The organism is Nocardioides currus, assembly GCF_003057875.1.
Classification (GTDB): Bacteria; Actinomycetota; Actinomycetes; order Propionibacteriales; family Nocardioidaceae; genus Nocardioides; species Nocardioides currus.
Genome location: NZ_PYXZ01000001.1, coordinates 312,155 through 338,050 on the forward strand (window position 1 = coordinate 312,155; position 25,896 = coordinate 338,050).

Annotated in this window: 12 protein-coding genes; 5 read left to right on the forward strand and 7 right to left on the reverse strand. The window is 66.5% G+C overall.

Annotation, left to right across the window (positions count from 1 at the left end; translation table 11 throughout):
- Positions 1-238: 238 nt before the first annotated feature.
- From C7S10_RS01545 to C7S10_RS01560, 4 genes are all read left to right on the forward strand, one after another.
- On the forward strand, positions 239-1,054 hold the full coding sequence (locus tag C7S10_RS01545; RefSeq protein WP_165807018.1) for a hypothetical protein: 816 nt from the start codon (positions 239-241) through the stop codon (positions 1,052-1,054).
- On the forward strand, positions 1,051-4,443 hold the full coding sequence (locus tag C7S10_RS01550) for a DEAD/DEAH box helicase (RefSeq protein WP_165807019.1): 3,393 nt from the start codon (positions 1,051-1,053) through the stop codon (positions 4,441-4,443). The genes C7S10_RS01545 and C7S10_RS01550 overlap by 4 nt, the downstream gene beginning before the upstream one ends.
- 5 nt (positions 4,444-4,448) lie before the next feature.
- A complete protein-coding gene (locus C7S10_RS01555; RefSeq protein ID WP_243395212.1) occupies positions 4,449-7,373 on the forward strand; it encodes a DEAD/DEAH box helicase in 2,925 nt (974 codons plus the stop codon).
- Between the two features lie 81 nt (positions 7,374-7,454).
- On the forward strand, positions 7,455-8,306 hold the full coding sequence (locus C7S10_RS01560) for an HNH endonuclease (protein ID WP_207769187.1): 852 nt from the start codon (positions 7,455-7,457) through the stop codon (positions 8,304-8,306).
- Positions 8,307-8,323: 17 nt separating this feature from the next.
- On the opposite strand, the gene C7S10_RS01565 is transcribed toward C7S10_RS01560, so the two are convergent.
- From C7S10_RS01565 to drmD, 7 genes are read right to left on the reverse strand one after another with little or no spacing between them, the layout of a single operon-like run.
- Positions 8,324-8,737, reverse strand: a complete 414-nt coding sequence (locus C7S10_RS01565; protein WP_108342651.1) for a very short patch repair endonuclease — start codon at positions 8,735-8,737, stop codon at positions 8,324-8,326.
- Complete coding sequence (locus C7S10_RS01570; protein ID WP_108343257.1) at positions 8,737-9,867, reverse strand: DNA cytosine methyltransferase; 1,131 nt, start codon at positions 9,865-9,867, stop codon at positions 8,737-8,739. The genes C7S10_RS01565 and C7S10_RS01570 overlap by 1 nt, the downstream gene beginning before the upstream one ends.
- 36 nt (positions 9,868-9,903) lie before the next feature.
- The gene (gene drmC, locus C7S10_RS01575; protein WP_207769188.1) at positions 9,904-10,599 is read right to left on the reverse strand and encodes a DISARM system phospholipase D-like protein DrmC; all 696 of its coding nucleotides are present in this window, start codon (positions 10,597-10,599) and stop codon (positions 9,904-9,906) included.
- A 10-nt stretch (positions 10,600-10,609) separates the two neighbouring features.
- Positions 10,610-12,694, reverse strand: a complete 2,085-nt coding sequence (gene drmB, locus C7S10_RS01580; RefSeq protein ID WP_108342652.1) for a DUF1998 domain-containing protein — start codon at positions 12,692-12,694, stop codon at positions 10,610-10,612.
- Positions 12,691-16,353 carry a DISARM system helicase DrmA gene (gene drmA, locus C7S10_RS01585; RefSeq protein WP_207769189.1) on the reverse strand — a complete coding sequence of 1,221 codons (3,663 nt, stop codon included), beginning with the start codon at positions 16,351-16,353 and terminating at the stop codon, positions 12,691-12,693. The genes drmB and drmA overlap by 4 nt, the downstream gene beginning before the upstream one ends.
- 5 nt (positions 16,354-16,358) lie before the next feature.
- Positions 16,359-20,369 (reverse strand): Eco57I restriction-modification methylase domain-containing protein, encoded by a 4,011-nt coding sequence (locus tag C7S10_RS01590; protein ID WP_207769190.1) that lies wholly within the window; start codon positions 20,367-20,369, stop codon positions 16,359-16,361.
- A gap of 17 nt (positions 20,370-20,386) precedes the next feature.
- Positions 20,387-23,560, reverse strand: coding sequence for a DISARM system SNF2-like helicase DrmD (gene drmD, locus C7S10_RS01595; RefSeq protein WP_108342655.1), 3,174 nt, complete (start codon positions 23,558-23,560; stop codon positions 20,387-20,389).
- Positions 23,561-23,859: 299 nt separating this feature from the next.
- On the opposite strand from drmD, the gene C7S10_RS01600 reads away from it, so the two are divergent.
- Positions 23,860-25,776, forward strand: a complete 1,917-nt coding sequence (locus C7S10_RS01600) for a reverse transcriptase family protein (protein ID WP_133176405.1) — start codon at positions 23,860-23,862, stop codon at positions 25,774-25,776.
- The last annotated feature ends 120 nt before the right edge of the window (positions 25,777-25,896 follow it).

Below are 25,896 nucleotides of genomic sequence, written 5' to 3' on the forward strand. Positions count from 1 at the left end.
GCCCGATATGCGGTCGACGGGGCCTCGTCCGGCTCTTTCCCGGGGATCGGAGCCAGCAACGGCGCAGGATTCGCGTGCAGATCACCAGCGTCCACCGCACCCTGGCCAGGAGACCGAACGGGACGACACGTCTCTCGCGGCCGAGCAACCCGTTCCCGCTCGTCCCGGGACCGTCGCGCCGCCCCCGCCGGCTAAGCCGGTGCCCGTCGAGGTGGCTCGACTCCCTGAGGCCCCGGTGGTGCCCCCGTCCCCCGCACAGCACGCGCCGCAGGCCCGGCCGCGCAACGACTCGGTCGTCGACGACCAGCCGTTCGACCTCCCGGACTTCTCGACCGTTTCCTACCCCGCTGTGCCCGACGGCTTCGTGGGTCCAGGCAGGGTGGCGAGCGAGCGACCGCGCGTCGACGTGGGCAGGTCTCCCTACTCGGTCCGCTCCACCTCCGAGCTCCTCGACGAGTTCTCGGTCGCCGAGTCCACCATCGGATCTGCGCTGCGCCGCGAACCGATCACGATCGCCTTGCCCGCTGCCGGTTCCTCGCCGGGCTCGTACGCACTCCCGCGGCTCCCCGAGACGTTCGTGGACGCCGAAACCGGTCAGCCGCGAACGCTCCGGCGGGCCGTGGAGTCGCCTGGCTCGGCCGACCTGCCTGACGCCCTCGACCGCCTCGAGCTGGTCCGGCTCGTCGCACGGATGGTCGACGGCCTGCACGCGCAGGACCACTTCACTGCTGGAGTCGACCTCGACACGATCGCGTACTGCCTCCATCCTCGCCCGGCCGTCGCCCTCGTCGCGGGCGATCGGGTCCGGAGGGTCGGCGGAGACTTTCTCGCCTCGGCACCGGCGACGAGCGGCATCCCGTCGTTGGACGGGGACCGGGAGGGTTTCGCCCTGCTCGCCCAGCGGCTGCTGGCCCCGGACGGCCGCATCGCGCAGGGCGAGATCCCCGGCCTCGACGAAGCCCATTCCAGTGGCGCCCGCCGGCTCTGGGCCCGCGCCACTGGGCCAGACGGCACCCGACCGCAGGTCGGCGAATGGCTGGCGGTGCTCGGGTGAAGCTCGAGGAGATCGCTCCGGGGATGCTGGTGGCCGGCATCCTGACGGAGCCAGCGCGCATCCTCACTGCAGGGTGGCCATACGGGCCCGAGTTCCTGGTCGTCACGGTGGAGGATCCTCGCGGGACCACCCAGCAGTCGATGCTCGACCGCTCGAAGGAGTCGGATCTGCGTGAGGTGAGCTCGCTCGGACCATCGCGGTGCGACGGTGACGTACGCCGCTGGAAGATGGGCACCGAGGCGTTCCGCCTCCAGAGCTCCGCTCTCGTCGACCCGATGCAGGCCGTGTCCACCTCGTCACTTCGTCCATTGCCCCACCAGATCAAGGCCGTCTACGAGGAGATGCTCCCCCGCACCCCGCTGCGGTTCCTGCTCGCCGACGACCCCGGTGCCGGCAAGACGATCATGTGCGGCCTCTACGTCAAGGAGCTGATGCTCCGCGGCGACCTGGAGCGCTGCCTCGTCGTCGCACCGGGTGGCCTGGTGGGCCAGTGGCAGGACGAGCTGCAGGAGAAGTTCGGGCTCACGTTCGAGATCCTCACGCGCGAGATGATGAGCGGGACCGTCGGCCAGTCGGTGTTCGAGGACCACCCGCTGCTCCTCGCCCGGATGGACATGCTCAAGCGCGATGACGACGTGCTCGAGCGCCTCGACGCCTCGTCCTGGGACCTCGTCGTGGTCGACGAGGCGCACCGCATGTCTGCCACCATCCGGGGGCACCAGCTGGACCCGACGAAGAGGTACGAGCTGGGGCAGCGGCTCGGGAGGATCTCCCGACACCTGCTCCTGATGACGGCCACGCCGCACTCCGGAGACCCCGACAAGTTCCGAGCCTTCCTCGGTCTGCTCGACGAGGACCGCTACCTGGGCGCTGACAGGGAGGCGGTGGTCCCGGGCCGGGACACCATGCGTCGACTCCTCAAGGAGGACCTCCTGACGCTCGAGGGTCGCCGCCTGTTCCCCGAGCGGCGGGCCTACACAGTCGGGTACGGCCTGTCGCCGGCAGAGACCGATCTCTACGAGGCGGTCACGGAGTACGTGCGCCAGGAGATGCGGATGGCCGACCGCATCGCGGACGGGGACCGCAAGCGGGCGACCAACGTTGGGTTCGCCCTGACGGTCCTGCAGCGTCGGCTGGCGTCATCGCCGCATGCCATCCTCCGCAGCCTGGAACGGCGTCGGGCTAGGCTCGCGGGAGCTCTGTCCGCGCCCGCGGTCCTCGATTCCGACCTGCGGCTCCCGCCAGGATCGCTCGGAACCCACGTCGTCTCCGACGAGCGCACGAGCCAGGAGGCCGAGGACCTGGAGACAACAGTGTCCGCCGGCGCGACGGCCGCGATGACCCGAGCCGAGCTGGAAGCTGAGATCGCGTCGCTCGACGAGCTCGTCCCGATCGCCCGCCGAGTGCACGAATCGGGCGAGGACACGAAGTGGAAGCAGCTGCGCTCGCTGCTCGAGGACCATTCCCTCACTCGTGGACCGGACTCGGCGCCACGCAAGATCATCGTCTTCACCGAGCACCGCGACACTCTGTCCTACCTCGCCGACCGCATCCGCGCTCTCCCTGGTCGCACGAACGGGGTCGTCGAAATCCACGGCGGTCTGGCGCACTCTCAACGGCGGGCGGTCGAGCGCAGCTTCACCCGCGATCCCGACGTCACGGTGCTGGTGGCCACTGACGCCGCCGGCGAAGGACTCAACCTCCAGGCCGCTCACCTGATGGTCAACTACGACCTACCTTGGAACCCCAACCGGCTCGAGCAGCGATTCGGGCGTATCCACCGCATCGGTCAGGACGAGGTCTGCCACCTCTGGAACCTCGTCGCGACAGACACCCGCGAAGGAGCTGTCTACGAGCGGCTCCTGACGAAGATGGAGGCACAGCGCGAGGCGTTCCAGGGCAAGGTCTACGACGTGCTCGGAGAGGCCTTCGAGGACGACCCGCTCAGCGAGATGCTCCTGAAGGCCATTCGCTACGGCGATGATCCGAAAGTGCGCGCACAGCTCGACGCGGTGATCGACGAGAAGGCGTCCGAGGGCATCCCCGAGCTGATCCGCGAACGCGCACAGTTCCGTGCGATGCTGTCGTCTGCTGACCTGGAAGAAGCTCAGCACCGTGTCGACACGAGCGTCGCCGACCGGCTGCAGCCTCATCACGTGGCGGCATGGTTCGAGACCACGTTCTCGGACCTCGGTGGTCGTGTCCGCACCACCTCGTCCGGCGCCTACGACGTGCAGCTGGTCCCGGAGGAGGTCCGCACCGCCCGCGACACGTCGGGCGTGGTCCGGCACCGCTACAAGGGCGTGACCTTCGACCCGTCCCGCGCCGCTGCGATCTCGACCGGAGACTCGCTCGGCCTGGTCGGCCCCGGCCACCCGCTGCTCGAGAGTGCACTCGCCGAGGCGAGGTCCCGGTTCCGCCCGGACCAGGAGGCCGGAGCCGTGCTCGTCGATGATCGCGACGATGCGGTTCCCCGCCTGCTGATCGTGGCGAGCCACGAGCTCACCGACGGTCACACGCCGTCCCACGTGCTGTCCCGTCGGGTCGCATTCACCGAGCTGACCCTGGACGACGACGTTCGAGATGTGGGGGCTGCCTATCTGGACTACCGGGAGACGACCGAGCGCGAGGCCGCAGTTGCCGCCGATCTACTGGGCTCCGAGCGCTACGCGTCGTGGGACTTGGATGCCGCGCGGCTCTGGACCGTCCACAACATGGTCGGCGACCACGCCCGCACGGTCACACCAGTGCACGAGGCTCGGATCCGCCGTGCCCAGATGGATCTCGAGCAGCGGCTCGCCACAGAACCCGCGTACTGGCGGCGCGCGGCTGACGGCGTGTCATCAGGGGTGAGAAAGGGCGTGACTCCCGAGACGGCGCGCCGTCGGGCCGAGGAGGTGGAGCGTCGCCTGAGGCACCGGCTCGACTCGCTCGCGAAGGACGCGCGAGTCGTCACGCGACTACCACAGGTCGTCTCGTGGGCCATCGTCCTCCCGGCGCGCGATCTGGGGACCGCGGGCCGAGGACGTGCCACCCCGTCTTCGGACGTCGTGACGACGATCGTCGAGGCCGAGACGTCTATGGGGCTCGCGGTCGAGACCGCAGGCGCCGTCGTCGTCAGCCGCCGTCCCGACGGCCTCACCCGATGGGTGGACGTCGCGGTGAGCGATGCGACCCGCGGTCCGGTCCGCTTCTCCCGGACCCAGGTCGTGCGCGGCCTCAACCTCGGCGACCGACACCGTCTGGCGCTCGCTCAGCCTGGGGACGACGGTACCGAGGTTCGCTACGTCATCGACCCCTTCGCGCGGCTGCGGGTGAACGACCTGTTCGCGCACGACTTCGAGCTGCCGTGGAGCACGCTGTGGCGCGCAGGGAGTGAGCCGTCGTGACGACCATGACCGAACCCCGCACCCTCGAAGCCCTGGCCTCTGAGCTGGGCATGTGGGCGACCGAGCTGGTGGGCAGCATCAGCGACCTCGAGCGCGCCGTGCACTCCGATCGTTCGCGCGTCGCGCGGGTGCTCTCAGGCCGGGTCTTCGAGGGCGCGCCGTCCGATCGCCTCACCCGTGATCTGTTCGTCGTGCGTTGCGGAAGGCCGGAGATCGACAACGCCGTCTTCGCCACCCTGGTTGAAGTGGGGGGGCGCCACGCAGCGCGCCGGCCGGTCCTCGAGGTGTCCGACGAGGCTCGAGAGATGGTCACGGCCGCGCTCGAACATCTGTCTTCGCGACCGAAGGGCTTCCTGCGGTCGAGAGGATCAGCCGACGAGAGGGCGGACGCAGTCGTCACGCTGGCCCGGCTCCACGACTGGGCCGAGCGCACCGGCTTCGGCACTGCTCTGGCGTCCGCAGCCGCGCTGTCGTATGACGCCTACCTGCCGTCCACGGTCGCGGACGGGCTCGACAGCATTGCAGAATCGCTGGGAGTTGCACCTCGCTCTGAGGTCGCGGTGCTGGCAGCACCGGACGTCTCGACTCTTTCGAAGGCCTGGAGCGCTGGCCGCGACCTGACCACCACGTTGGACGCGCTGCGCGAGGACGTCCGCGATCGGTTCGCCACAGTCCGCAACGAGGCGGTCAGACGACAGCTCGCGTCGATCGACATCGAGGTCCTGAAGCAGCTGCTCCCGCCGGGCGCCCGACTCCAGGCGGCGCGCGACGCCGGAGCCCATACGGTCGCGGACGTCCTAGCGCTGGAAACGCACGTTCATGCCATCCCCGGTCTAGGACACGAAACGGCGCGGGCGCTGCGGGCCGCGGCGCTAGACGCACAGCGAACTCTCGAGCAGGAGGCGGGGAGCCGGTTCGACGCCGATCCCGGTGACCTCGCGGTGACTGCCCTGATCCGAGCTCTGTGGCGCCTTCAGACGCTCCACGACACCACGGCGGCCATCGGCGACGCCCTGGAGGAGCTCGCGCGCGACATCGAGCCCATCGGACCCGCACTCGGAACCGGCGAGGACGTCGTGCTGCTTCACCGCACTTCACCCCGCCGTGGGCAGGATGTCGTCCGCTACCTGCGCGAGCGGGCCTCGTGGCTGCGTGAGGTCGGACTGGACGGTCTCCAGAGCGGGCCGACGTCGACCGTGGCAGACGACGTCGTGTGGGACGACTACCGCAAGCGTGCGGTTCTCTACCAAGGACTTCTCCGGGGCGTGCTCGGCCTGGAGGACGACGTCGAAGCGCTGCGTGGTGGACTTCCGACCGAGATCGGTGAGGCTGTCGAGCGTCAACGGCTCGACACGGCTGCACTCAGCCCAGACCTCCAGGCATCCCTGCGTGGCTACCAGGTGTTCGGCGCGAAGTACGCACTCGCGCAGCGTCGCGTGCTGATCGGCGACGAGATGGGACTGGGCAAGACGATCCAGGCCCTCGCGGTCATGTCACACCTCCACGCGCAGGACGCCAGACGGTTCCTGGTCGTCTGCCCGCCGCCGGTCCTGGTCAACTGGATGCGCGAGATCAGGCAGCACAGTTCTCTGATGGGCCATCGGCTCCACGGACCCGAGCGAGACCACGCCGCGCGCCGCTGGCGCGCCCTGGGTGGCGTCGCCGTCACGTCCTTCGACACGTTGCGGAGGCTCGACCTCGGCGAGGAGGACCTCGACCTCCTCGTCGTCGACGAGGCGCACCTCGTGAAGAATCCGACGGCGAAGCGCACCGCGTCGGTCGCCGAGGTCGGCGAGCGGAGCGGGCGCGTGCTGTTCCTCACCGGAACCCCGCTCGAGAACAAGGTGGAGGACTTCACCAATCTCCTCGGGATGCTCCAACCCGAGCTCGTCGAGGACCTCGACCCTGCTCTCATGGTCGTCGGAGCTCGAGGGTTCCGAGAGCAGGTCGCTCCCGGCTACCTGCGGCGACGCTCCGAAGATGTCGCAACCGAGCTGCCAGACCTTGTCCGGACAGACGAGTGGGTCTCGATGACGGACGCGGAGCGGGAGGAGTACTTCGACGCCGTCGCGCGTGGCGACTTCCACTCCGCCCGCCGGGCCGCCTTCACCGCGGATCCCAGCACGAGCTCGAAGCTCGAGCGCCTGGAGGACATCGTCAAGGAGGCGGCAAGCAACGGCCGCAACGTCCTGGTGTTCAGCTTCTACCTCGACGTGATCGATGCAGTGGTCGCCCGGCTCGGGGACAGGGTCGTCGGCACGATCACCGGACAGACCCCTGCGGACAGCCGACAGGCCGTCGCCGACCGACTGGCGCAGTCGCGCGTGCCTCGGGTGCTCGTAAGCCAGATCAGCGCCGGTGGCGTGGGCATGAACATCCAGGCCGCATCGGTGGTGATCCTGTGCGAGCCGCAGGTGAAGCCGAGCACCGAGCAGCAGGCGCTCAAGCGTGCTCACCGCATGGGTCAGCTCAACAGTGTGCAGGTCCACCGGCTCGTCTCCGAGGAGAGTGTCGACGAGCGCATGCTGGAGATCCTTCAACAGAAGCTGGACCTCATCGACACGTACGTCGACACGAGCGAGGTCGCGAAGGCTTCGGCTAGCGCGACGGACGTCAACGAGGCGCGGCTGGTGCGCGACGTCATGGCCCAGGAGCAGAGAAGGCAGGCCGCCAGAGCAGCAGCACGCATGTCCACTGCGCTCGCCGGTCTCCCGGTAGACGGCCAGCCGACACATGTGTCGAGCAGTCAGCAAGCGACACCGCCAACGCCATCGGAACGGGTGAAAGAGCCGACGACGCGCCAAGCCAGCCACGGCCTGCCGCGGCCTGCCACGAATCCGGCGAGACTGTGCACGAACTGCGGTGTGGTGAGCCTGGATGGCAGTGTCTGCGGTTGCGGAAGGGCGGAGAATGCCGGTCGCGGACTGTGAACGCCCGCTTTCGCGGCTCAGATGTGCGAGCGTGACGGTGTGATGGGTATCAGCGACTCTCGCGAGCTCCGAGGCACAGCCATGGCGTGGCTCGACGAGCGTACGGATCCGAGAGTTGATTTCGGATGGCTTTCGACTTTCACCTACGACGGCAGTCGGATACCGCTCATGGATCGCCAACGGGGAATCCGTAAACCGGCCGGCATGGACGCCGCGTTGGCAATTCGTACCACGTTCACGCCGCCGAATCAGCTCCCGCCGTACAACGATGAGATCGGGGCAGACGGTCTCCAGCGGTACAAGTACCGAGGCACCGACCCCGATCACCCCGAGAACGTCGCGCTTCGTCGCGCGATGGAGCAACGACTTCCGTTGATCTGGTTCGTGGGAGTGGCCTCCGGACTTTACGAGCCGATCTATCCCGTGTACGTCATCGGCGAGGAGCAGGCAGAACTACAGTTCGCTCTCGCAGTTGACGAAGGCCAGCGGTTCATCACCCCCGGCACTCCCATGGACGACACGACTCGGCGTTACGTCGAGCGCATCACGAGGGCGCGACTCCATCAGCGGGTGTTCCGGATGCAGGTGCTCTTGGCCTACACGGACCGCTGCGCGGTCTGTCGTCTCAAGCACCCCACACTCCTCGATGCGGCTCACATCATCGGCGACGCCGAGGAGGGGGAGCCGGTTGTTCCCAACGGGATGAGCATGTGCAAGATCCACCACGCGGCGTTCGACCAGAACTTCCTCGGCGTCTCGCCCGACCTCACGGTCGCGATCAATCGCGATCTCATGGAGGAGGTCGACGGGCCGATGCTCAAGCACGGGCTCCAAGAGATGCACGGCATCCGCCTGCATGTCCCGACCAGTCGAGCGCAGCGACCCGATCCCGAGAGGTTGGCCGCCCGCTACGAGACGTTCCTGGCTGGCTGACGCACGTAGCCACAGAGTCAGACTGCGGACTGCTCGACTGCAACGCGGATCCGGTGCACCGCGTCTGGCGGCTCTTCGTGCTCCCAGACTCGGATGACGTTCCACCCGAGCTGAGCCAGTGCGGCTCTGTTGCGGTTGTCCCGCTCGATGTTGGCATCGAGCTTCGCGCGCCACCAGTCGGCGTTGTTCTTCGGTGCCGTCGCGTGCACCGGACAGCCGTGCCAGAAACAGCCGTCCACGAACACGACCACGCGCCGACGCGTGAAGACGATGTCACCGCGGCACCGCAGCGACGGTTCGAGGCGGAAGTCGACCCGATAGCGATATCCGAGAGCATGGAGCTGCCGACGGATGGCCAGCTCGATCGATGTGTCCCGCCGCCCTTGGCTCTTCATCCGACGGCGGACGACATCGTCGAGCGGCTCTGGCATCAGACTGACGACATGTGTTCGATGTGGGCGCGCAGGTCGTCCACGAAGTCCGGTCGACGTCGCAGATTGCTGGCGACCAGACGGGTGGTGAATCCGCGGGTCGCGTTGAGACTCAATGGGTCGGCACCGTGGTCGGTGAGCAGGCGCGCGAGAGTCTGTTGCGGTCGTATGGCGAGCGGACGCTCCGAAAGTGACCACTCCTCTCGAAGGCCAGATACGGAACTCGCGGCCGCGGGCCAACGACGTCCGACATCGAGGGGCTTCCGAGCCACATCGACAGGTGAACGCGGCTCCACGAGACCCCGACCGATCCACGTCGCGACCGGCACTGAAACTGCGTTACCGACCATCTTCCACCGAATGCCGTCTTTGGCTCCCAGGTCGGTCCACCCGGCTCGAAAGCCCTGCAGCCGCTCGCCAGCCCGGACGCTCGGTCGGGTGATCGCACGACCCGCGTCGGCGCCGACCCGCCAGACCGCAGGCGGTGAGGCGATGCCGAGCTTCGACCCGCCCTTCAGCGTCGGCGTGACGCCATCGCCCCATCCGACACCACGATTGCCTTCCGTCCAGTAGAAGCCGTAAGCGGAGTGACCCCGACGTGTCGTCGGGAGCCCCGCCTCGTCGGCGAAGAGCACCCCGCGCGGGTCCTCGGTCCGCGAAGCAACGAGCAACACACGCCGGCGACGCTGGCGTAGCCCGAAGTGCTGCGAGTCGACGGTCCGATAGGCCCAGTTCCACCCTCGGTCGTCGAACCAGTCGACGATGAACGCCATCGCCGCTCCGCCACCGAGGCTGAGCATGTTCGGCACGTTCTCGAGGACCACCCACCGCGGTGGCGTGCGTTCGATGAGCCGGAGTGCTTCACGCACCAGGCCGGACTCGCTGCCGTCGATTCCGGCGGTACGACCGACCTGACTGAGGTCCGTACACGGGAAACCGGCCGTGACCACATCCACGGCCGGAATCGAAGCAACCTTGCGGATGTCACCGACCACCTCGGCGTCGAAGCGCTTGCGCAAGATCGCAGCTGCTGGATCCCAGTACTCGCAGAGCAGCTCCGTCGACGCGCCCGCGCGTTCGAGTCCCAGCTCGAGACCGCCGATTCCCGAGAAGAGACCTACCGTGCGCACGCGAGCATCCTCGAGCACGCGACGTCCTGTGGCAACTCAGTAGTCCACAAGGACGTGATGCTGACGCAGAGTCTCCAACTGGGTCGTGATGCCTCGCGCGATCGATGGGTCACGGGAGAGGAGCCCGCATTCTAGGTTCCGCTTTGCTGCAGCATCCGAGAAGTTCGCGCTGGTGACGAACGAGGCTCCCTCGTCGACCACGACGAACTTCGCGTGCTGTCGTGGCGGATACTGGGAATCGTCGGTCAGCGCATACGTCCAAAGCCGTGCCCCGGGCAGCTGCTGAAGCAGCCGCTCGCGCGTCTCCTGCTGCATCTTCCGATCGACGACGACGGTCACACGAACTCCCCGCACGACGGCGTTGGCGAGAGCGGTGAGGTATACGGACCCCCAAGACGCCGAATACGTCGCAGCAAGCACCGTCGACTGGGCCTCGTTGATGAGCTCGGCAACGGCCAGCGTCGTCCGCCCCTCACCACCAGGGACGCTGGGACACGTCCACACCGTCTCGAGTGGGTCCGGGCGAGGCACGGACGCGATGCCGTCGAGGACGGCTGCGGCCAGCTCCACTGCACCCTGGTCCGCGAGCAGACGACCGAGGAGTTCCTTCACCTGGCTTCGATGGTCGGAATAGGCACGCTTGGCAGCTAGGTGCGGCAGTCGTCGTTGCCGTAGTTCCGCGGCGATCCAGCCCGCTTCCTCTGCGCTCAGCAACGCGCCGAGCTCCCCCACAGCGGACACCTCAGATGCCCTCCGTCAGGAGGGCGAGCAAGCCCGGGGTCACGACGGCCGGATCGGTCGTCAGGCCCAGCAGGAGCCGCCGATCGAGGAAGCGGTTGGTGCGCTCGCAGCTCGTCTCGCTCACGAAGAGACAGAAGTGGCAGGCGGCCCCGTGGAGGAACTCCTCCTTGTCAGTGGGCAGGCGGTGTGAACAGATCGGGTCGGATGAGCAGCGCTGCCCACGCCGGAGCGCATCGGCGACCAGCTTGCCGAGCTTCTCGGGCCGGGCCAGGTCGACGAGACCACCGAGCGTTCCCTCGCTGTCCGACGCCGTGGTGGTGATCAGCAGGCCCGCAGCGGGGTCTTGCCCCTCCCCCGCGGGCCAGGCATAGATGCGCTCGGTCAGGCTGGCCGAGCCGTAACCGCTGGACATCGCGGCCTCACGGATGAGCAGGTGTGACAACGTGTGGATCGCCCAATATCGCGGAGCCGGGAAGCGGGAGTCCGGGTCGATGTCGCCGGCCGTCTTGCTGGTGCGACGACGGAAGTTGATGCGATGCGCATCTCGGAATGCCGTCCACACCGGAAGTGCCTTGACCTGGTCCTCCCACCCTGCGACGGCTGTTTCCTCGAAGCGGATGAAGACACCTTCGCCACGGTCCTCCGTCGCGGGCACCCAGGTCGGCCGGCCGTTGCGGTTCAGAGGAGCCACCCGAGCAGAGGCGTCGTCGATGCGGTCGAGTGCGTCGATCCGGGTGAACCCGATGAAGGCGTTGACCTTCTTCAACTTCTCCACTGCGACGACCGAGGAGACGATCGAGGTCAGAGCGGGCGGCACCTCGCGGCGCACAGCGCGGAAGTCCATGGATCCGCTGTGCCGCGTGTACTTCCGTTCGTCTGTGAGCACCGTCCACTCGGGACCGAGGACGGTCAAGGGGTCAGCACGCCGCTCGGCGGACATCGCCTTGGGGATGGTCCCGCCGTTCTTGACCACTTCGATGGCGTCCCAAAGCACGTCTTCGTCCACGTCGTCGAGGGCATCAGTCTGAGCCTGCGCCCCCACCGCCATCTTGAACATGGGGACGGCGGCTTTCACGGTCACTCCGGCCAGCAACGCCTGAGGAAGTGCCAGTAGGAGCGGAACGACGTCCGCCGCTGACGTGGCTTCCTCGCGCGGGAGCGCCAAGAGTCCGAGTGTCGAAGCGAACCACTGATTAGCAGCACCGAGCATCATCAGACGACCCGGCTGGCCGCAGGCATAGAAGGCGTCGAGGTGCGCATGGCGGCCCCGGCAGTGCGGCAGCTTGTCGACCGCCTTCGGGCCGGTGGCCTCGAGCATTCCGCGAGACGCACCGCAGGAGACACACATGATCTGCACGTCCGGACCGATGTTGCTCTTCCACTCCCGCATCCGCAGCTGCGGGATCTTGGCTTTCCGGCACGACGCACCCCGGTGGACCCATGGCCCGTACGGGAACTCGTCCAGGTGCCCGTTGGTGCACGCGACCAGGTAGCGCGCAGGAACGGCCGGCTGGTCCTTCGGCTTGCGCGACGTCTGCTTCCCGTCGCCACCCCACCCGGTGCACTTGCGATGCAAGAACTGAGCCTGGTCTGGACGGAACCTGTTCACGTTCACGTAGCTGAATTGTTCGTGCGAAACGGGCGCCAGCATGTTGCAACCAGTGCACCGTAGCCACTGCGGAAAGATGCGGCCCGGAATTCCGAGATCGATCGCCTCCGATCCGGCGTGTCCTCGCTCTTCCGGTGCCCACGGCGGCTTGCGGAGTTCCGCGACCTGGCTTCCGAGGTGCGCACGCACCAACTCCAGCAGTCGTGGCTCGGCGATCACCTCCGCCGGGCCGGGCCGACGATCGTAGATCGGCTCCCATGCATCGAGCCCGTGCGGCATGACCGACAGGTGCGGGAGGTCGACCGTCGCGCCGATTCCGTTGGTGTAGAGCATCGCCGACGGGCGGATCGAGCCAACGCGGGCGCGGTTCTTCGGCTGGTTCGCTTCGACGTCGGCGATCGGGTCCAGCGGCGACCCGCCTATGACCAACGGATCGATCGCGGCGACGAGGCCGTTCTCTGCGGGAACGTCGGTCACGTCGTCACCTCGGGGATGTGCCATTCGGGGCTGTCGAGCGGTTCCTTGAACGCCAGCCGGTTTGCGCTGGGGCTCACGAGCAGGTTGATCTCGGGCTGCACCTCCCGCATCGAGTTCGCGACGACGAAGACCCTGTCGGCGACTGACGGCAAGGTGTCTTCGGGACTGATGAGCAGAGGCCATGAGACCTCCTTCTTCGGGCGACGCTCGTACACCAGGGCGCCGCTGGCGTTCGCAGCCTTGTCGTGCCAGCGGTCCATGCGCTGTACGAGCTTGTCGCGCATTCGTTTGGCCTCGCCCGCGTCATCGACGGCCCGCGTGGCGCGAGCCACCAGCTGGTCGATCAGATCTTCGACGACCGGCATCTTGGAGAGGATCTCGCCTGCTCCCCGCTCGGGCGAAAGAGACCCACCCGAGCGCAGATCCGCGACGCGGGCCGCGCTGACCAGGACGCCCATGAGTCCGCGCTCCATCGCGGTCTCGGAGTACGGCGTGACGCTGAGCGCCTCGACCTGGGCGTAGAAGGTCTCGTGATAATGGCGGAACTGCTCGAAGTGGGCCATGTCCCGCGGTCGCGCCCAGTTGGCTAGCGACACGACCAACCCGGGCTTGCGGGCATCACGCCCGACGCGGGACGAAGCCTGGATGTACTCCGCTGTGTTCTTCGGTTGGCCGACGACGAGCATCAGCCCGAGCCTGGGAACGTCCACGCCGACCTGGAGCATGGAGGTCGCCAGCACGACGTCGTACGGGCGCTCCGGCGAGCTCGGGGAGGGCTTCCTGGCCTCCACTGCCTCCCTGAAGGCCTTCGCGTACGCCTGCTTGCCGTGGGTACTCCATCGCTCGCGAGTGAAGGGCAATGCGAGTCGGTCGAGGGTCTTGGAGATGTCCTCGGCAGAGATCCGCGACGTCAGCTCGCCGATGTTGAGCCGCGCGAAGTCGTTGGTCCGCTTCGGGAACGGCTCGGTGTTTCCCGCGACTCGCATCGTGACGTCGTCGTCGAGGTAGCGCCGCATGCCAGCGAGTTCCCGCGTCGCGCTGAAGTAGCCGACGGTGGTCATGTAGGGGTCTGCCGAGTCCCCGTGGTTGTCGAGGAGCTTCTGACCGGCGAGGAGGAGTACCTCCGACAGTCGGATCTCGGCGAGGGTCAGCCTGATGCCGTGGGCACAGATGCCGAGGTACTTGCGACCCGGGTCCTCGTCGGTGACCTTCTTCTCGCTGGAGAAGAAGGTGTCGCGCACATCGAGCACCTGCGGGGGGAACACATCGACCCCGCGCCCGTAGAGCGCACGCACCTGGTTCTCCGCATTGCGGACGGTCGCGGTGGAGGCGATGACCAGCGGTCGTACGTTCTGTCCCTTCTGCGCGTAAGACGACAGCAGGTCGACGGCGTTCTCGAAGACCCCGACTGCCGTGCCGAGCGCACCGGTGATGAGGTGCAGCTCGTCCTGGATGATCAGGTCCGGTGGTCGCAGCCTCCTCGCGGGCTGGATGGCCACCTTGGGATAGGAGACCCCGTTCTCACTCTTGGGGTTGTGGGACTGCCCGGGGCAGGAGCCGTGGGAGTCTGGGTGGCGGTAGCCGTGCCGAGGGCACCATTCGGCGACGTAGCCGAAGAGACTCGCCGCCTCGCCTTCCCGGGCCAGTCGGGCGAACTTGTCGACGGTGGCGAGCAGGAACGTCGGCGGGTTGCGGTAGATCTCGTCGTCGACGGTGGTGATCGGCAGCGGTCCGTCGGCGTCGCCGTCGATCGCGAACGGGCAGTCGTCGTGCCGGTCGCCGCAGTAGACCGCGATCCGCTCGCGGGTCTTCACCGTGTGGACGTCGCGTTTGGGGTCGATCTTCGTGCCGCACCACGGGCAGCGCTGGAGTTGCAGAACCGTGAGCCCGAACGCACGGACGCTGTCATTGCTGCGGACCGCCTGGACCTGGGCTTCGGCTTCCGTGTAACGCTTGGGGCTCACCGCCGACCCGACCCAAAGGCCGATGCTGAAGGGCTTCTCGCCCCACGTCGCCGGGTCCTCCTGGCGGATCAGCTCGGCGGCGCACACCAGCGCTGCGGCACGTTGGAACTGCTGTGAGGTGAGCAGTCGCAGTGTGTAGCGCATCAGCACGGCGACGCCGTCTCGGCCATCGAGGACTCCGTCGTCTGTCTCCAGGTCTCCCTGGAGACGGCGGACGGCGAACGTGAAGGCAGCCAGACCGAGGTACGCCTCCGTCTTGCCGCCGCCGGTCGGGAAGAAGAGCAGCTCGACGTTGGCCGCGTGACCGCTGCGGTAGGGATGAGCCGGGTCAGTGAGCGCGGGCAGCTGGAGAAGGATGAACGCAAGCTGGAACGGACGCCACGACGCCGTCTTGTCGCCCTCGGCCTCGACGGCCGACAGGGCATCGTCGATCGACAGGTCGTCGTCGGCTGCCCGCTTCGCGGCGACCTGGCTTCGGATGCGCTGATCGCGCATGGCGCGGTTCATGAAGCGGAACGCCGTCAGCGCTTCGCCACCCTGAGAGAGGAGTTGGACGCCTTCGGCCAGCCGATCGGCCACCAATTGGGCTTCGGCGATCGCATCAACCGCGATGTCGCGAAGATGTTCGGGCAACTCGTCCGCTGCCGCCTGCTGACCGTGAAGCCACTCGAGGTAGCCCTCGACCAGCGGGCCAAACGCTGCCTCGGCCTGCTCGGCCTCGAGCTCGGCGAGCTTGCGCATCGAGGGGACGGCCGCGCCGGCGGAGCCGGCGATCGTCTGCGGGACCTCGGCAGTCGGCAGCCAGGTGGTCTCTACGGACCTCGCCAGCCGAATGCCGTTACCGTCCTCGTCGACTGGCTCGTCCCACGTCACGGAGGCGGTGCGACCGATGGCGAACTCGAGCCGATGCCGGTACTGGAGGTCGAGGCGCTGTCGCTCCTCGTCGACCTCGTCGTAGTCAGCTACAAGCACATCACGTGTCGGCAAAAACACCGCCTCGCCGCTCTCTGCCTCGACTCGGAGCTTGGTCTGGAAAAGCCAGTCGCCTGGCGGCGCATCCATGCCGGTGACCCGGTCGTTGCTGAGCGCGAGTTCGACGATGACCCGGTCAGTCCGCGGGAAGAGTTCGACGCGGAGCGTGACGTCGTCGTCGAGTGTGATCGGAGCGAGGACGACGTGCTCATCGTGGCCGCGGACATCGAGCTGCGCCGTCTTCTCTACGGGAGTCCGCTTCGACCACTGGAACTTGCGGCCCTCCTCGTTCTCCTTACGGAATGAGGCGTACCGACCCCAGCTCGCGGTGACGATGAGAACGTCGCAACCACGCGGCACTTGGAACCGCAGCCCCATCGACGACGGAAAGGTCAGCGCCCCCTTGGGCCCCTCGTCCCGCTCCTCATCGTCATCGGCAGTACTCGGTTCCTCGTCCGTGAGCACCGGAACACCGCGCTGCCCCTGAGTGGTCGGATCGATGTCAGTGATGCCTTGCCCGGTCTCGTTGGGGTCTGCACCGTCATCCGTCGCTTGCAGCGGACCCACTTGGTTCGGATCGATGGTCACCGGCGCCAGTCCACCGACCGCGTAGGCCGCTCGCGGCGTCCCCATGATCTCCTCGTCATTGCCGTTGCGCGGCCCGAGCAACTCCCGTTCAATCAAAGCGATTAGTTCGGAACGGACAATGGTCGACGGACTCACACTCATCAGAAGAGCTCTCCCTGCTCCGGCACGTTCTGGCCCTCGGCGCGGGCTCGGTCGTGGTTGAGCTCGAGCAGCCGATCGAGGATCTCAACCCGCGCCGTCGGCGACACGGTCCACCGCTCCATCTGACGATATGTGTGGAACCCGTGGTCGAGCGCCACATCGTCCCAGCCGTACGCATCCATGGTGGCCTCATCCATTTCCGCGTGGATCTCTCGCATCCGATTCACGTCGGGCTCGCTCCGGACCGAAGGATCGTTGACCCGGTTGTAGAGACTCGTGAGACCGATGTCGCAACGAATCATGGTCGCCTTACGGTCCTCGTGCAGTGCGATTCCGGCATCCGTCAGGCGGGCAGTAGCGACCGGCCGTGGATATGTTTCGAAGACGTCCGAGGGTGTGTAACGAACACGCGTCTCGAGAGTTGACCCATGCGTGATGGCCCAGAGCTGATGAGGGCTCGCTGACAAGATCGCGAGATCTGAGAAGGACTGCGACGCGAAGACGCCGAGCGCATGGCTGAAGACCTGATTCTTCGCGACCAGCAAGGGCATGACTGGTTTGCTTACGAGAGCGATGACGATGACCTCGTCGAGCTCGGCTATGGCGCGACGCATTCCTCGCGCGAGCTCGGCGAACTGCCACCAGCGTTCCCGTCGCGCCGGCCGCTTATTGCTCTCCCGCTCGGGCTTCACCTTCTCAAGGGCGCGCCGGTAGGGGAGGCCAAATTCTTTGGCCTCATTCTCGCTACGGTCGTTGAAATCGATCACCCAGCGCGATGCTGACGCGTCCGGGCGCGAATTCAAGTCCTCCCCGTTGAGGTACGGGAACAGGACTTCAGAGTTCGCCGGCGACTCACGCATCCACGCCACCGCTTCGTTCGCTTCGAGGACGAAGCCCTTGCCGAGGACGATGCATCCCTGGAACGCGATACCCGCGTTCTCCCGCAGCCGACGCGGTGCGCCGTGAACCCGACCGGCCGGCTCGAGAAGCGTGGAAATCTGTCGAACTACGACATCGTCACATGTCCTGCTCACCGCGTTGCTTATCGGGCCGGCTGATCCCCAGACCGCCGAATACTCCAGTTTTGCACTTGATGCCGGCCACGGCCTTGAGCGGATGGCACGAATGATGGTCAAACCCTTCGCCGCTACCGAGTCGAGGCCTACAGCTCGTGTGTCCCCCTGCGCAAGGGTGTTTGTTGCGATGAGTCCAAGGGAAGCTTGGCCGTTCAACGAGGCTGCGGCTCGAAGCAGGAAATATGCGACCAGATCGGCACTGCCGCGCAGCCCGCCCGCCACGGCGTTGATGAGCCAGTCGCGCATGTTCGCGCCCAGCGCCCCAGTGAGCTTCTGGCCTCCGAGGAACGGCGGATTGCCAATTACTGCATCGAATCCGGCACGCTCAACAAACACATCCGGCGCCTCAACTGCCCAGTGGATGGGCCTCCAGCGTTCGTAGTCTGTGTCCACCGCTGGCCTTAGCCCAATGTCGATGCGTCGATCGATTTTGGCACGCTCGCCTTCGGATCGGTCGAGCGGGAATGCCTCTGAAAGCTCCAAACTCAAGACATTGTAGGCATCGTCGAGTTGAGCACCGGGGGTTGCGCCGAGCGGCAGTCCGGCGGCGACGATGCCGTCGGAGACGAGCCGTAGATCGGCCGTCGCCTGCCTCAATTGCTCAAGCAAAGCGTTCTTTCCGCGCGTCGAACGCATCGGGTCGCGCTCCTCAACCGGTGAGGCAAGTTGCCTGCGTAGACGCGTTGCCTCAGCGATCTTGCCGTCAACGTCAATCAGAAGCTGGGTATCCATCCGCTTCGGGTCGGGATAGAGGTGGAGATACCGAAGCTGGTCGAGGTCTGTCATGCCGAGCAGGGAGTTTCCACAGAAGATCTTGTCGTCGACGAACGAGAACGGCTTGGTCTTGTCCATCGACACCAGCCATAGCGAGAGCTTGCACATCTCGACGGCCATCGGGTTGATGTCTGCGCCGTAAAGACAGCGAGCGATGACCTCGCGGATCGCTTGATCCTTCACTCGCTGCGGATCGGCAATCTGGTGCGGGTCGAGGCGCCCTTCGGCAGTCCAGGCCTCGGCGACGCGGTCGGCGAGGTAGCGGGCTGCCGCTACGAGAAACGCGCCGGATCCCGCCGCGATGTCGGCGACCTTGAGGTCGAGGATCGCGCTACTGGACTTCAGCCGCCATGCGTTCTCGTCGTTGGTCTGCAGCGGCCCGGGTTCGTAGACCAGCGGCTGAAGGGCGTGCAGCACGACCTCCTCAGCGAGTGAGCGAGGCGTGTAGTGAGCGCCTGCGTTCTTGCGTGACGGGGTCTCGACCACGACCAGTCCACCGACCGGGATGACAAGCGGGATGCCGCGGAGGTCTCGACGGATGAATCTGCTCCAGTCGACGAGGAAGCCGAGCAGTTCCTCGTCGCCTCCGGCGACCGGGGTGAGCAATCGTCGCGCGTCTGCTTCGTCGGCGGAATCGAGCTCGGCGTCGTAGAGCTTCGCGAGCTTCGCTGCGGTCAGCGGCGTCGCTGCGGGCTGATCGTTCTTGATCCACTCGCGGAGCGCGGTGGCGAAGCTCTTTCCGTCCGAGCTGTCGTCGTACAGGCGCTGGAGGGTGCCTTCGTCGATCTCCGGCTCCTCGCCGGGCTTGCCGACCAGGCCGATGATCACGTCGTCCTCGACCACCGCACAGGAGTAGCCGAGCAGTCCTTCGTAGATGTAGCCGATCTGCTCGACGTCGATGTCGCGGAAGGAGACGCGACGCTGTTCACTCTTCACGGTCACCGTTTGCACGGATTCGAGGACGTGCAGCATGACCCGGTCGGAGACCTCGAGGCGTAGCCGGCCGCGCTCGTCGGTGGCGTGCAGCCAGGGGAAGCGTTCGGGATCCAGCAGCGACCCGCCGTACGCCGGCATTCGCATCTCGTCGTAGTTGACACCGCCGTACAGCGCCTGGCTGACGGCCAGGAGTCGGTGCCAGGCATCGAAGGATTCGTCAAGCGGTTCCTCACCCTGAGCGGCTTGCCGCTTCAGGTCCGACAGGAGGTCGCGAATGGCGTACGAGTCCCAGTAGAGCTGCTCCGTCGGGAGCATCTCGCGCTCCTCGGCGAAGAGCAGAAACACGACCCGCATCATCACCGTCACGGCGGCCTGATAGATCTCATCCGGATCCTCTGCTAGAGGATCGGGATCGCCTTGCCGGCCCGCGGCGAGCCTGGCTTCGGAGAACGACTGGACGAGGAGCTCGACCGAGCGACGTACCTGCGTGCCGAGCGCTTCGGTGATCTCCTCGGCCTCGAGCTCGCTGCGTTCGAAGAGCCGCGGCAGTCGCTGATCGGGGTCCTTGGCGCGGTACCGCCGTTGGTCGAGCAGGGTCAGGAATGCGTCGCGCAGCAGTGGTTCTTCGGCCCAGGTGAGGGCGTTGACCATGCCGGAGCCGGTCGGCTTGCCGTCCTTGGCCCATACGATGGCCCACCATTGGCCGTCGGTGACGACGCCGACCTCTACATGGGACTTGCGCAGAAGCATCGCCATTCGGTCGATCTCGGTGGCGGCCCATCCATCCAGGCCTGTCTCGCGCAGGCTGGTGGTCGGCTCTACGACGAGGAACAATGCAGCGTAGTCGGCGTCGCGGCCCTTCAGGGCGCCGCTCGGGCGAACGGCCACCTGTTCGCCCGGCGAGCGGATCTCGAATGTCGCGGGAAGGTCGTCGGCAGTGTGGCGGAGTCCGTTCCAGCCGGCGAGGTCGTCGAGGACGGTGTCGACCCAGGCGTTCCTCACCTCGGCGTACCGCTCCAGGGCATCTGGCGTCCGGTCCGCGAGTGCAAAGTCGTCCACCTCGCGCTGCCAGGTGACAAAGGCTTGCTTGAAGGTGACCATTCTGTCGTCGGCGTCGCCGAGGCGGTCGACGCCGTCACGCCAGATGTCCTTGACGACTGGGAGCGCGAGGAACGGTCCTTCGGTCTCGACCTGAGCCAGCCAGTCCTCGTGCAGCTCTGCCACCGAGCGAGTACGGCGCGTCATCGGATGTTCATCCCCTTGTCCACGTCATCGGGTGACAGCGCGAAGATCACAGCGGCTGGGAACTCCCACGCGCGCACGTCTTCGTAGCGGCCGGCGACGGCCGCCAGCTCGCGGTTACGCTCATCGTCGAGTGCGTCGATTCGGCGGCGGATCTCCCGGAGATCGCGCTCGCACTGTCGGCGCTCGTCTTCGAAGAGGCCGAACTGCGGATCCGCGTCGATCTGCTCGGCTTCCCTCAGGGCGTCGCGCAGCGTGTCAGCGAAGCGGTCGAAGATGTCTCCCACGCGTGTCTCATCAGCCTCCCGGCGGCTTCGGAGAAGGTCCGCCACCTCTCGCCGGCGCCGTTCGGCTCGGTCACGGATCGCGTCCTCGACGCGCTGACTGATGCCGTCCTCGGAGTTCCACGCCTCGGCGAGCTGCCGGGCGATCGACGTGGACACAGGGCGGATGCCGTCAGTGTCGAGGGCCTGTTCGAGCAGCTCTTCCGCGCGGTGCTCGCCGACTGCCTGGCGGCGCGCGAGGCGGGTGCCGGCGAGGAATACCTCTTCGTGGAGCCTCAGACCTGCGCGTCCGACGAGTACCAGCCGAGTGACCGCGACAGCGAAGGATTCGTCGAGATCCGGCACGACCATCGCGCTGACCCGCTGGAGCGAGCGCTCACCGCCCCAGAGTGCCGAGCGCAGGCGCCGAGTGGATCTCTGGAGGAGTTGGCTCCCCAGGTGCATGTAGGCCACATCCGGGTCGTCCACCAGAACCCGAGGGTCAAAGGCGATCGGCTTGAGATGGTCTGGGGCGAGCCGATTGGTGAGCTCTCGCGTGACCGGCTCCCAGCTCGTGTCGAGAGCAGGCAGCCTGAACACGGGAACATCCGTGTCCTCCGAACCCTCCAGGGTCAGCGGTGGGAACTGGTTGAGCTCGAAGGCCGTCTCGACGACGCGCTGGAGGTTGGAGGGGCGGAGGTGCAGCTTGTCGCGACTCTCGGCAAGTCTTGCTTCGAGCTGAGTCAGCTCCGCGTTGAGCATTCGCTCGCCCTGCATCATCCCGGTGATCGGGTCCTTCTCAGCCTTCGGCTTGCTCGGTCTGACGTCGATACCACCGAGCTGGCGCTGGATGTCGGGCGCGATGATCTCGTTGGCCGAGCCGAGGTCGTGCATGATCTGGGCGACCTTGGCTGCGACCCGGCCCAGCATCTCGGTGTCCTGGGCCAGGGCGCCTCCGGCGGTGACACGCGGGACGAAGTGGCGTACCTGCGGCGGCTGGTTCTGTCCGTAACGATCGATCCGCCCGATCCGTTGCTCGAGACGGTTCGGGTTGAACGGGATGTCGAAGTTGACGAGTCGGTGACAGTGGCGCTGGAGGTCGATGCCCTCTCCGGCCGCATCTGTGGCGAGGAGCACGCGGACGGAGGTCTTCGAAGGAGATTCGTTGAAGCGTGCCCGGACGAGCTCACGTGTCTCGGCGTCGGTGCTCCCGTCGATCACCTCGACGCGGGCGTTGTCGTAGCCCTGCTGCCGCAGGATGTTCCTGATCCACTCCAGCGTGTCGACGTACTCGGTGAAGACCACCATGCGCTCGTTGCCCCAATCGCCGGTCGGACGGAGCTGGCCCTCGAGATGACCGATCAGTGCCTCCAGTCGACTGTCGGGTCGCGCGTCGTACTGGTGACCCCACTCGCTGAGCCAGTCCAGGTCCGCCAGGTCCTCCTCGCTGAGCGCCGGCATCGAGCTCTTGGTCTGTTCGAGCGCCTGGAGCTCGGGCTGGTCGGCCTTGCCCTCCTCGAGGTCGTCGGCGGCGAACCCCAGGATCTCGTCGTACTCGGCATCGAAGTCGACGTTCAACCCGCGTGTTCGCGTGGCCTTGTACACATCGATCGTGCGCGCGAACGCCACCGGGGATGAGACGAACCGCTTCTTGAGGAGAAGCGTCGCCATGTCCTTCGCGTGCTTGCTTCCGCCGTGGCGAGCGACCGCTGCGTCACGACGCTTCGTGAAAGCAAGCAGTCGCTCGTAGGCCTCGGACTCGTCGTCGCTCGGGTCGTAGGGCAGTGGCAGGACTTCTCGCTCCTGGAATCCCTTGGCCTCACGGAGATCACGCTTCAGGCGCCGTACCGCTACCTCACTCAGCGCTTGTGGATCGATCTTGCTGCTCCGCACGAATCGCTGAGGGTCGATCATCTCGAGGAGCGCGGCAAATGACTCCGTGTATCCGTTGTGCGGCGTAGCTGAGAGGAACAACCGGTGCTCTGCTCGCTCGGCCAGCTCGCGCACTGCGCGTGTTCGCTGGGAGTCGACCGCGTAACCACGACGCTCGCGCCCGACATTGTCTGTGCGAGAGGGGCTGCTCGGTGCGACGTGGTGAGCCTCGTCCACGACCAGGATGTCGAAGGCAAAACGGTTGTCGTTGGCACCGAAGGCATCGCGGAGCTGTCGCTGGGCTCGCTGACCGGGTAACCACGCCATCGACACGATGATGCGCGGGAACAGGGTGAACGGATTGGCGTGGATGCCGTGCGTGCGACGCACTTGCTTCATGGTCTCGGAGTTGACTACTTCGAAGTGGAGGCCGAACTTCTGGTCCATCTCGTCTTGCCACTTCAGCTGGAGGCCCGCCGGACAGACGATGATCGCGGTGCGCGCACGATGACGCAGGAACAACTCCTGGATCACCAGGCCGGCCTCAATCGTCTTTCCGAGGCCGACGTCATCGGCCAACAGGAGGTTGGCACGGGGGTTGGCCAGGGCGCGCTTGAGGGGCTCTAGCTGGTAGGCCTCGACGTTGGCGCCCGAGTGGAACGGAGCCTGCACCGTCTGATCGTCGGCGCTGGTAATCGCTCCCCACCTGAGCGCGTCCACGAAAGCCGCGAGCTTGTTGGGATCGTCGAATCGCTCGGGATCGATTTTTTCGGGGAGGCCCCGGTGGGCGCTTGCGCTGCGTCCCGGCTCGAGCTCCCACACCACTCTGAGCTCGTGTCCTAGGCGATCGTCCTCGACCGATTGCAGGCTCACAGCATGCTGAAGCTGCTGGACGGCATCGTCCGCACTGCTGCGCGTCAGACCCTGCTGCGTCACGTCCGTCACGGCCCAGTTAGCGCCACGGACTGTCACGATCTGCCCGATCTCCGGAACTGCTGCGACCGTCCCCCGACGGGCTTCCTCTTCGACCCCTGTCACGGGATGACCCTATCCAGAGGGAACGACAGCGTCAGGGAGTTCCGGACAGACGGGAGTGTTCGGCGATGGTCCGCCGCCATGGTCGGACTATTCTTTCGTTCAGAGACGGCGGGACTCCAGAAACTCATGCCTCTGCATGAGCCGGTCTCCGCCACCGCGGATGCCTCCGACTGATCGGAGGTAGGAAAGATCGGGAGTGCGTGGTCGCGACTGCGTCCAAGAACGAAGGTGGGGACCGCCGTCTCCTCGGACCCACCCCATGGCTCACACGCGTACTGGGTCAACACGATGTCGCCTACGTGCGCGACGTGCTGGCCCGTCGACGATCGCCCTATCGACAGTTCGCGATCCCCAAGCGCGCCGGAGGCATGAGAGTCATCCATGCACCGGAGCCCGAACTGCAGATCCTGCTGCGTCGGGTCTTGAGAACGGCGCTCGATCAGCTGCCTCAGCATCCGATGGCCTTCGCTTATCGAAACCGGACTTCGATCGTCGAGTGTGCTCACGTCCATCTGAGGGCAGACACCGTGATCCGTCTCGACATCGCGGACTTCTTCACCTCGGTCCGCGAGCGCTACGTCTTCGAGGCCCTCATGGCGCTGACTGACGATGAATGGCTGCCGCTAGGCAGACCCTCTCGACTGGCGGCACATGAGATGGCTCGTCTTACGACGGTGACTCCCGATGACTCGGGCGCATGGCTGAACCGTGGCACCGGGACGCTGACCGTGGACGATCGAGCACGGCCCAGGTCGTACCCCTACAAGGGACAGCGCGAAGGGTTTTTGCCGCAAGGGGCGCCCACGAGTGGCGCGATATCAAATCTCGTCATGCGTCCTGTGGACGAGGCGATCTTCCAGGTCGCTGAGAAGCTCGGCCTGCGGTACACCCGCTACTCCGACGATCTCTACTTCTCCTCACGTCGCCGCGTTCTGCACCACACCGTGGACGCCCTGGTGAGCGGAGTTCGGCCGCCTCTCGCTGAGCTCGGACTCCACCTCAATGCACACAAGACTCGCGTGGCACGTGGCGGTGCGCGCCGGACGGTGCTGGGCATGCTGGTCGACGGGCACACGCTCCGTCTGCCACGAGAGCAGCATCGCAACATCGAATTGCATCTCCGGGGAGCGGACCGCCATGGGCTCGAGCACCACGCCGAGAGTCGAGGCTTCGATTCGGTCGAGAGTCTCGAAAGGCATGTGAGCGGACTCATCGGATGGGCGCAGCATGTCGAGCCGATGAAGGGTGCGACGTACCGCAGCCACTGGCACCGTACGAGATCGAGGAGTTCAGCCGCGGCTAACCCGCAGGTCGAACATGCGGATCCGACCGTTAGTGTCGATGACTCGGCGCGAGCCTCGATCGACCGCCTCCTCGCGCAGGGTCATGCCTTCCGGCAGTCGAAGGACTACGCCGAATTCATCGGCTTCATCGGGCGGTTTCGCGGCTACTCCCCGTTCAACGCAGCGATGGTCAGGCTCCAGAAGCCCGGGTCACGCTTCGTCGCTACTGAGCAGAAGTGGCGTACGAAGTATCGACGAGTGATCCGCCCAGGGGGCCAGCCGCTCGTGATGCTGCGCCCGGGAGGGCCGTACATGGTCGTCTACGACGTGAGTGACACCGAAGCCCTGCCCGGAAGCAAGCCGCTGCCCCGGCACGTGACTGACCCGCTGGCCGCCGACTCGAGTCTGAACTCTGCGACCGTGGAGCGGCTCTGGAAGGTGACCATCGACAACGCGATCCGCCACGGGATCCGCGTGACGCTGGTCGACAACTCTCCCGCCCACGCCGGCTCCGCGCGATGGAGTCGACTCGAAGGGCACGTCACACGGCCTGGGAAGAAGTCAGGGGCTACACCCGAGACGTATTCGCTGACGCACGAGATCGAAGTCAGTCGCAAGCTATCCGCCGTCGATCAGTATGTGACGCTCGTGCACGAACTCGCGCATATCTACTGCGGGCACCTGGGGACCCCAGACGTCGCCCTGTGGCCGTCGCGGCGAGGAGGCGTGGTCCGGGACGAGGTCGAAGCCGAATCCGTTGCATTCATCGTCATGTGCCGGCTCGACCCCCAGTTCACGATGGGCGACTACTTGCTGGGCTATTTGTCCAACTCCACCGAGATACCGGACGGCGTGAGTCTGCAGCGGATGATGCAGGTGGCCAGCGACATCATGCAGATGGGGCAGAGGCGCCTGAAAGCGGGCGAAATCTGATCTGGGCACCTAACAGCTGCGGAATCGCCGCGCGAGTCGGGGCCGCCGATGGCAGATCCAAGAAGCACTGTGCACGCACCGAAGGCCCGCCCCCAGACGGGACGGGCCTTCGAATGCGTT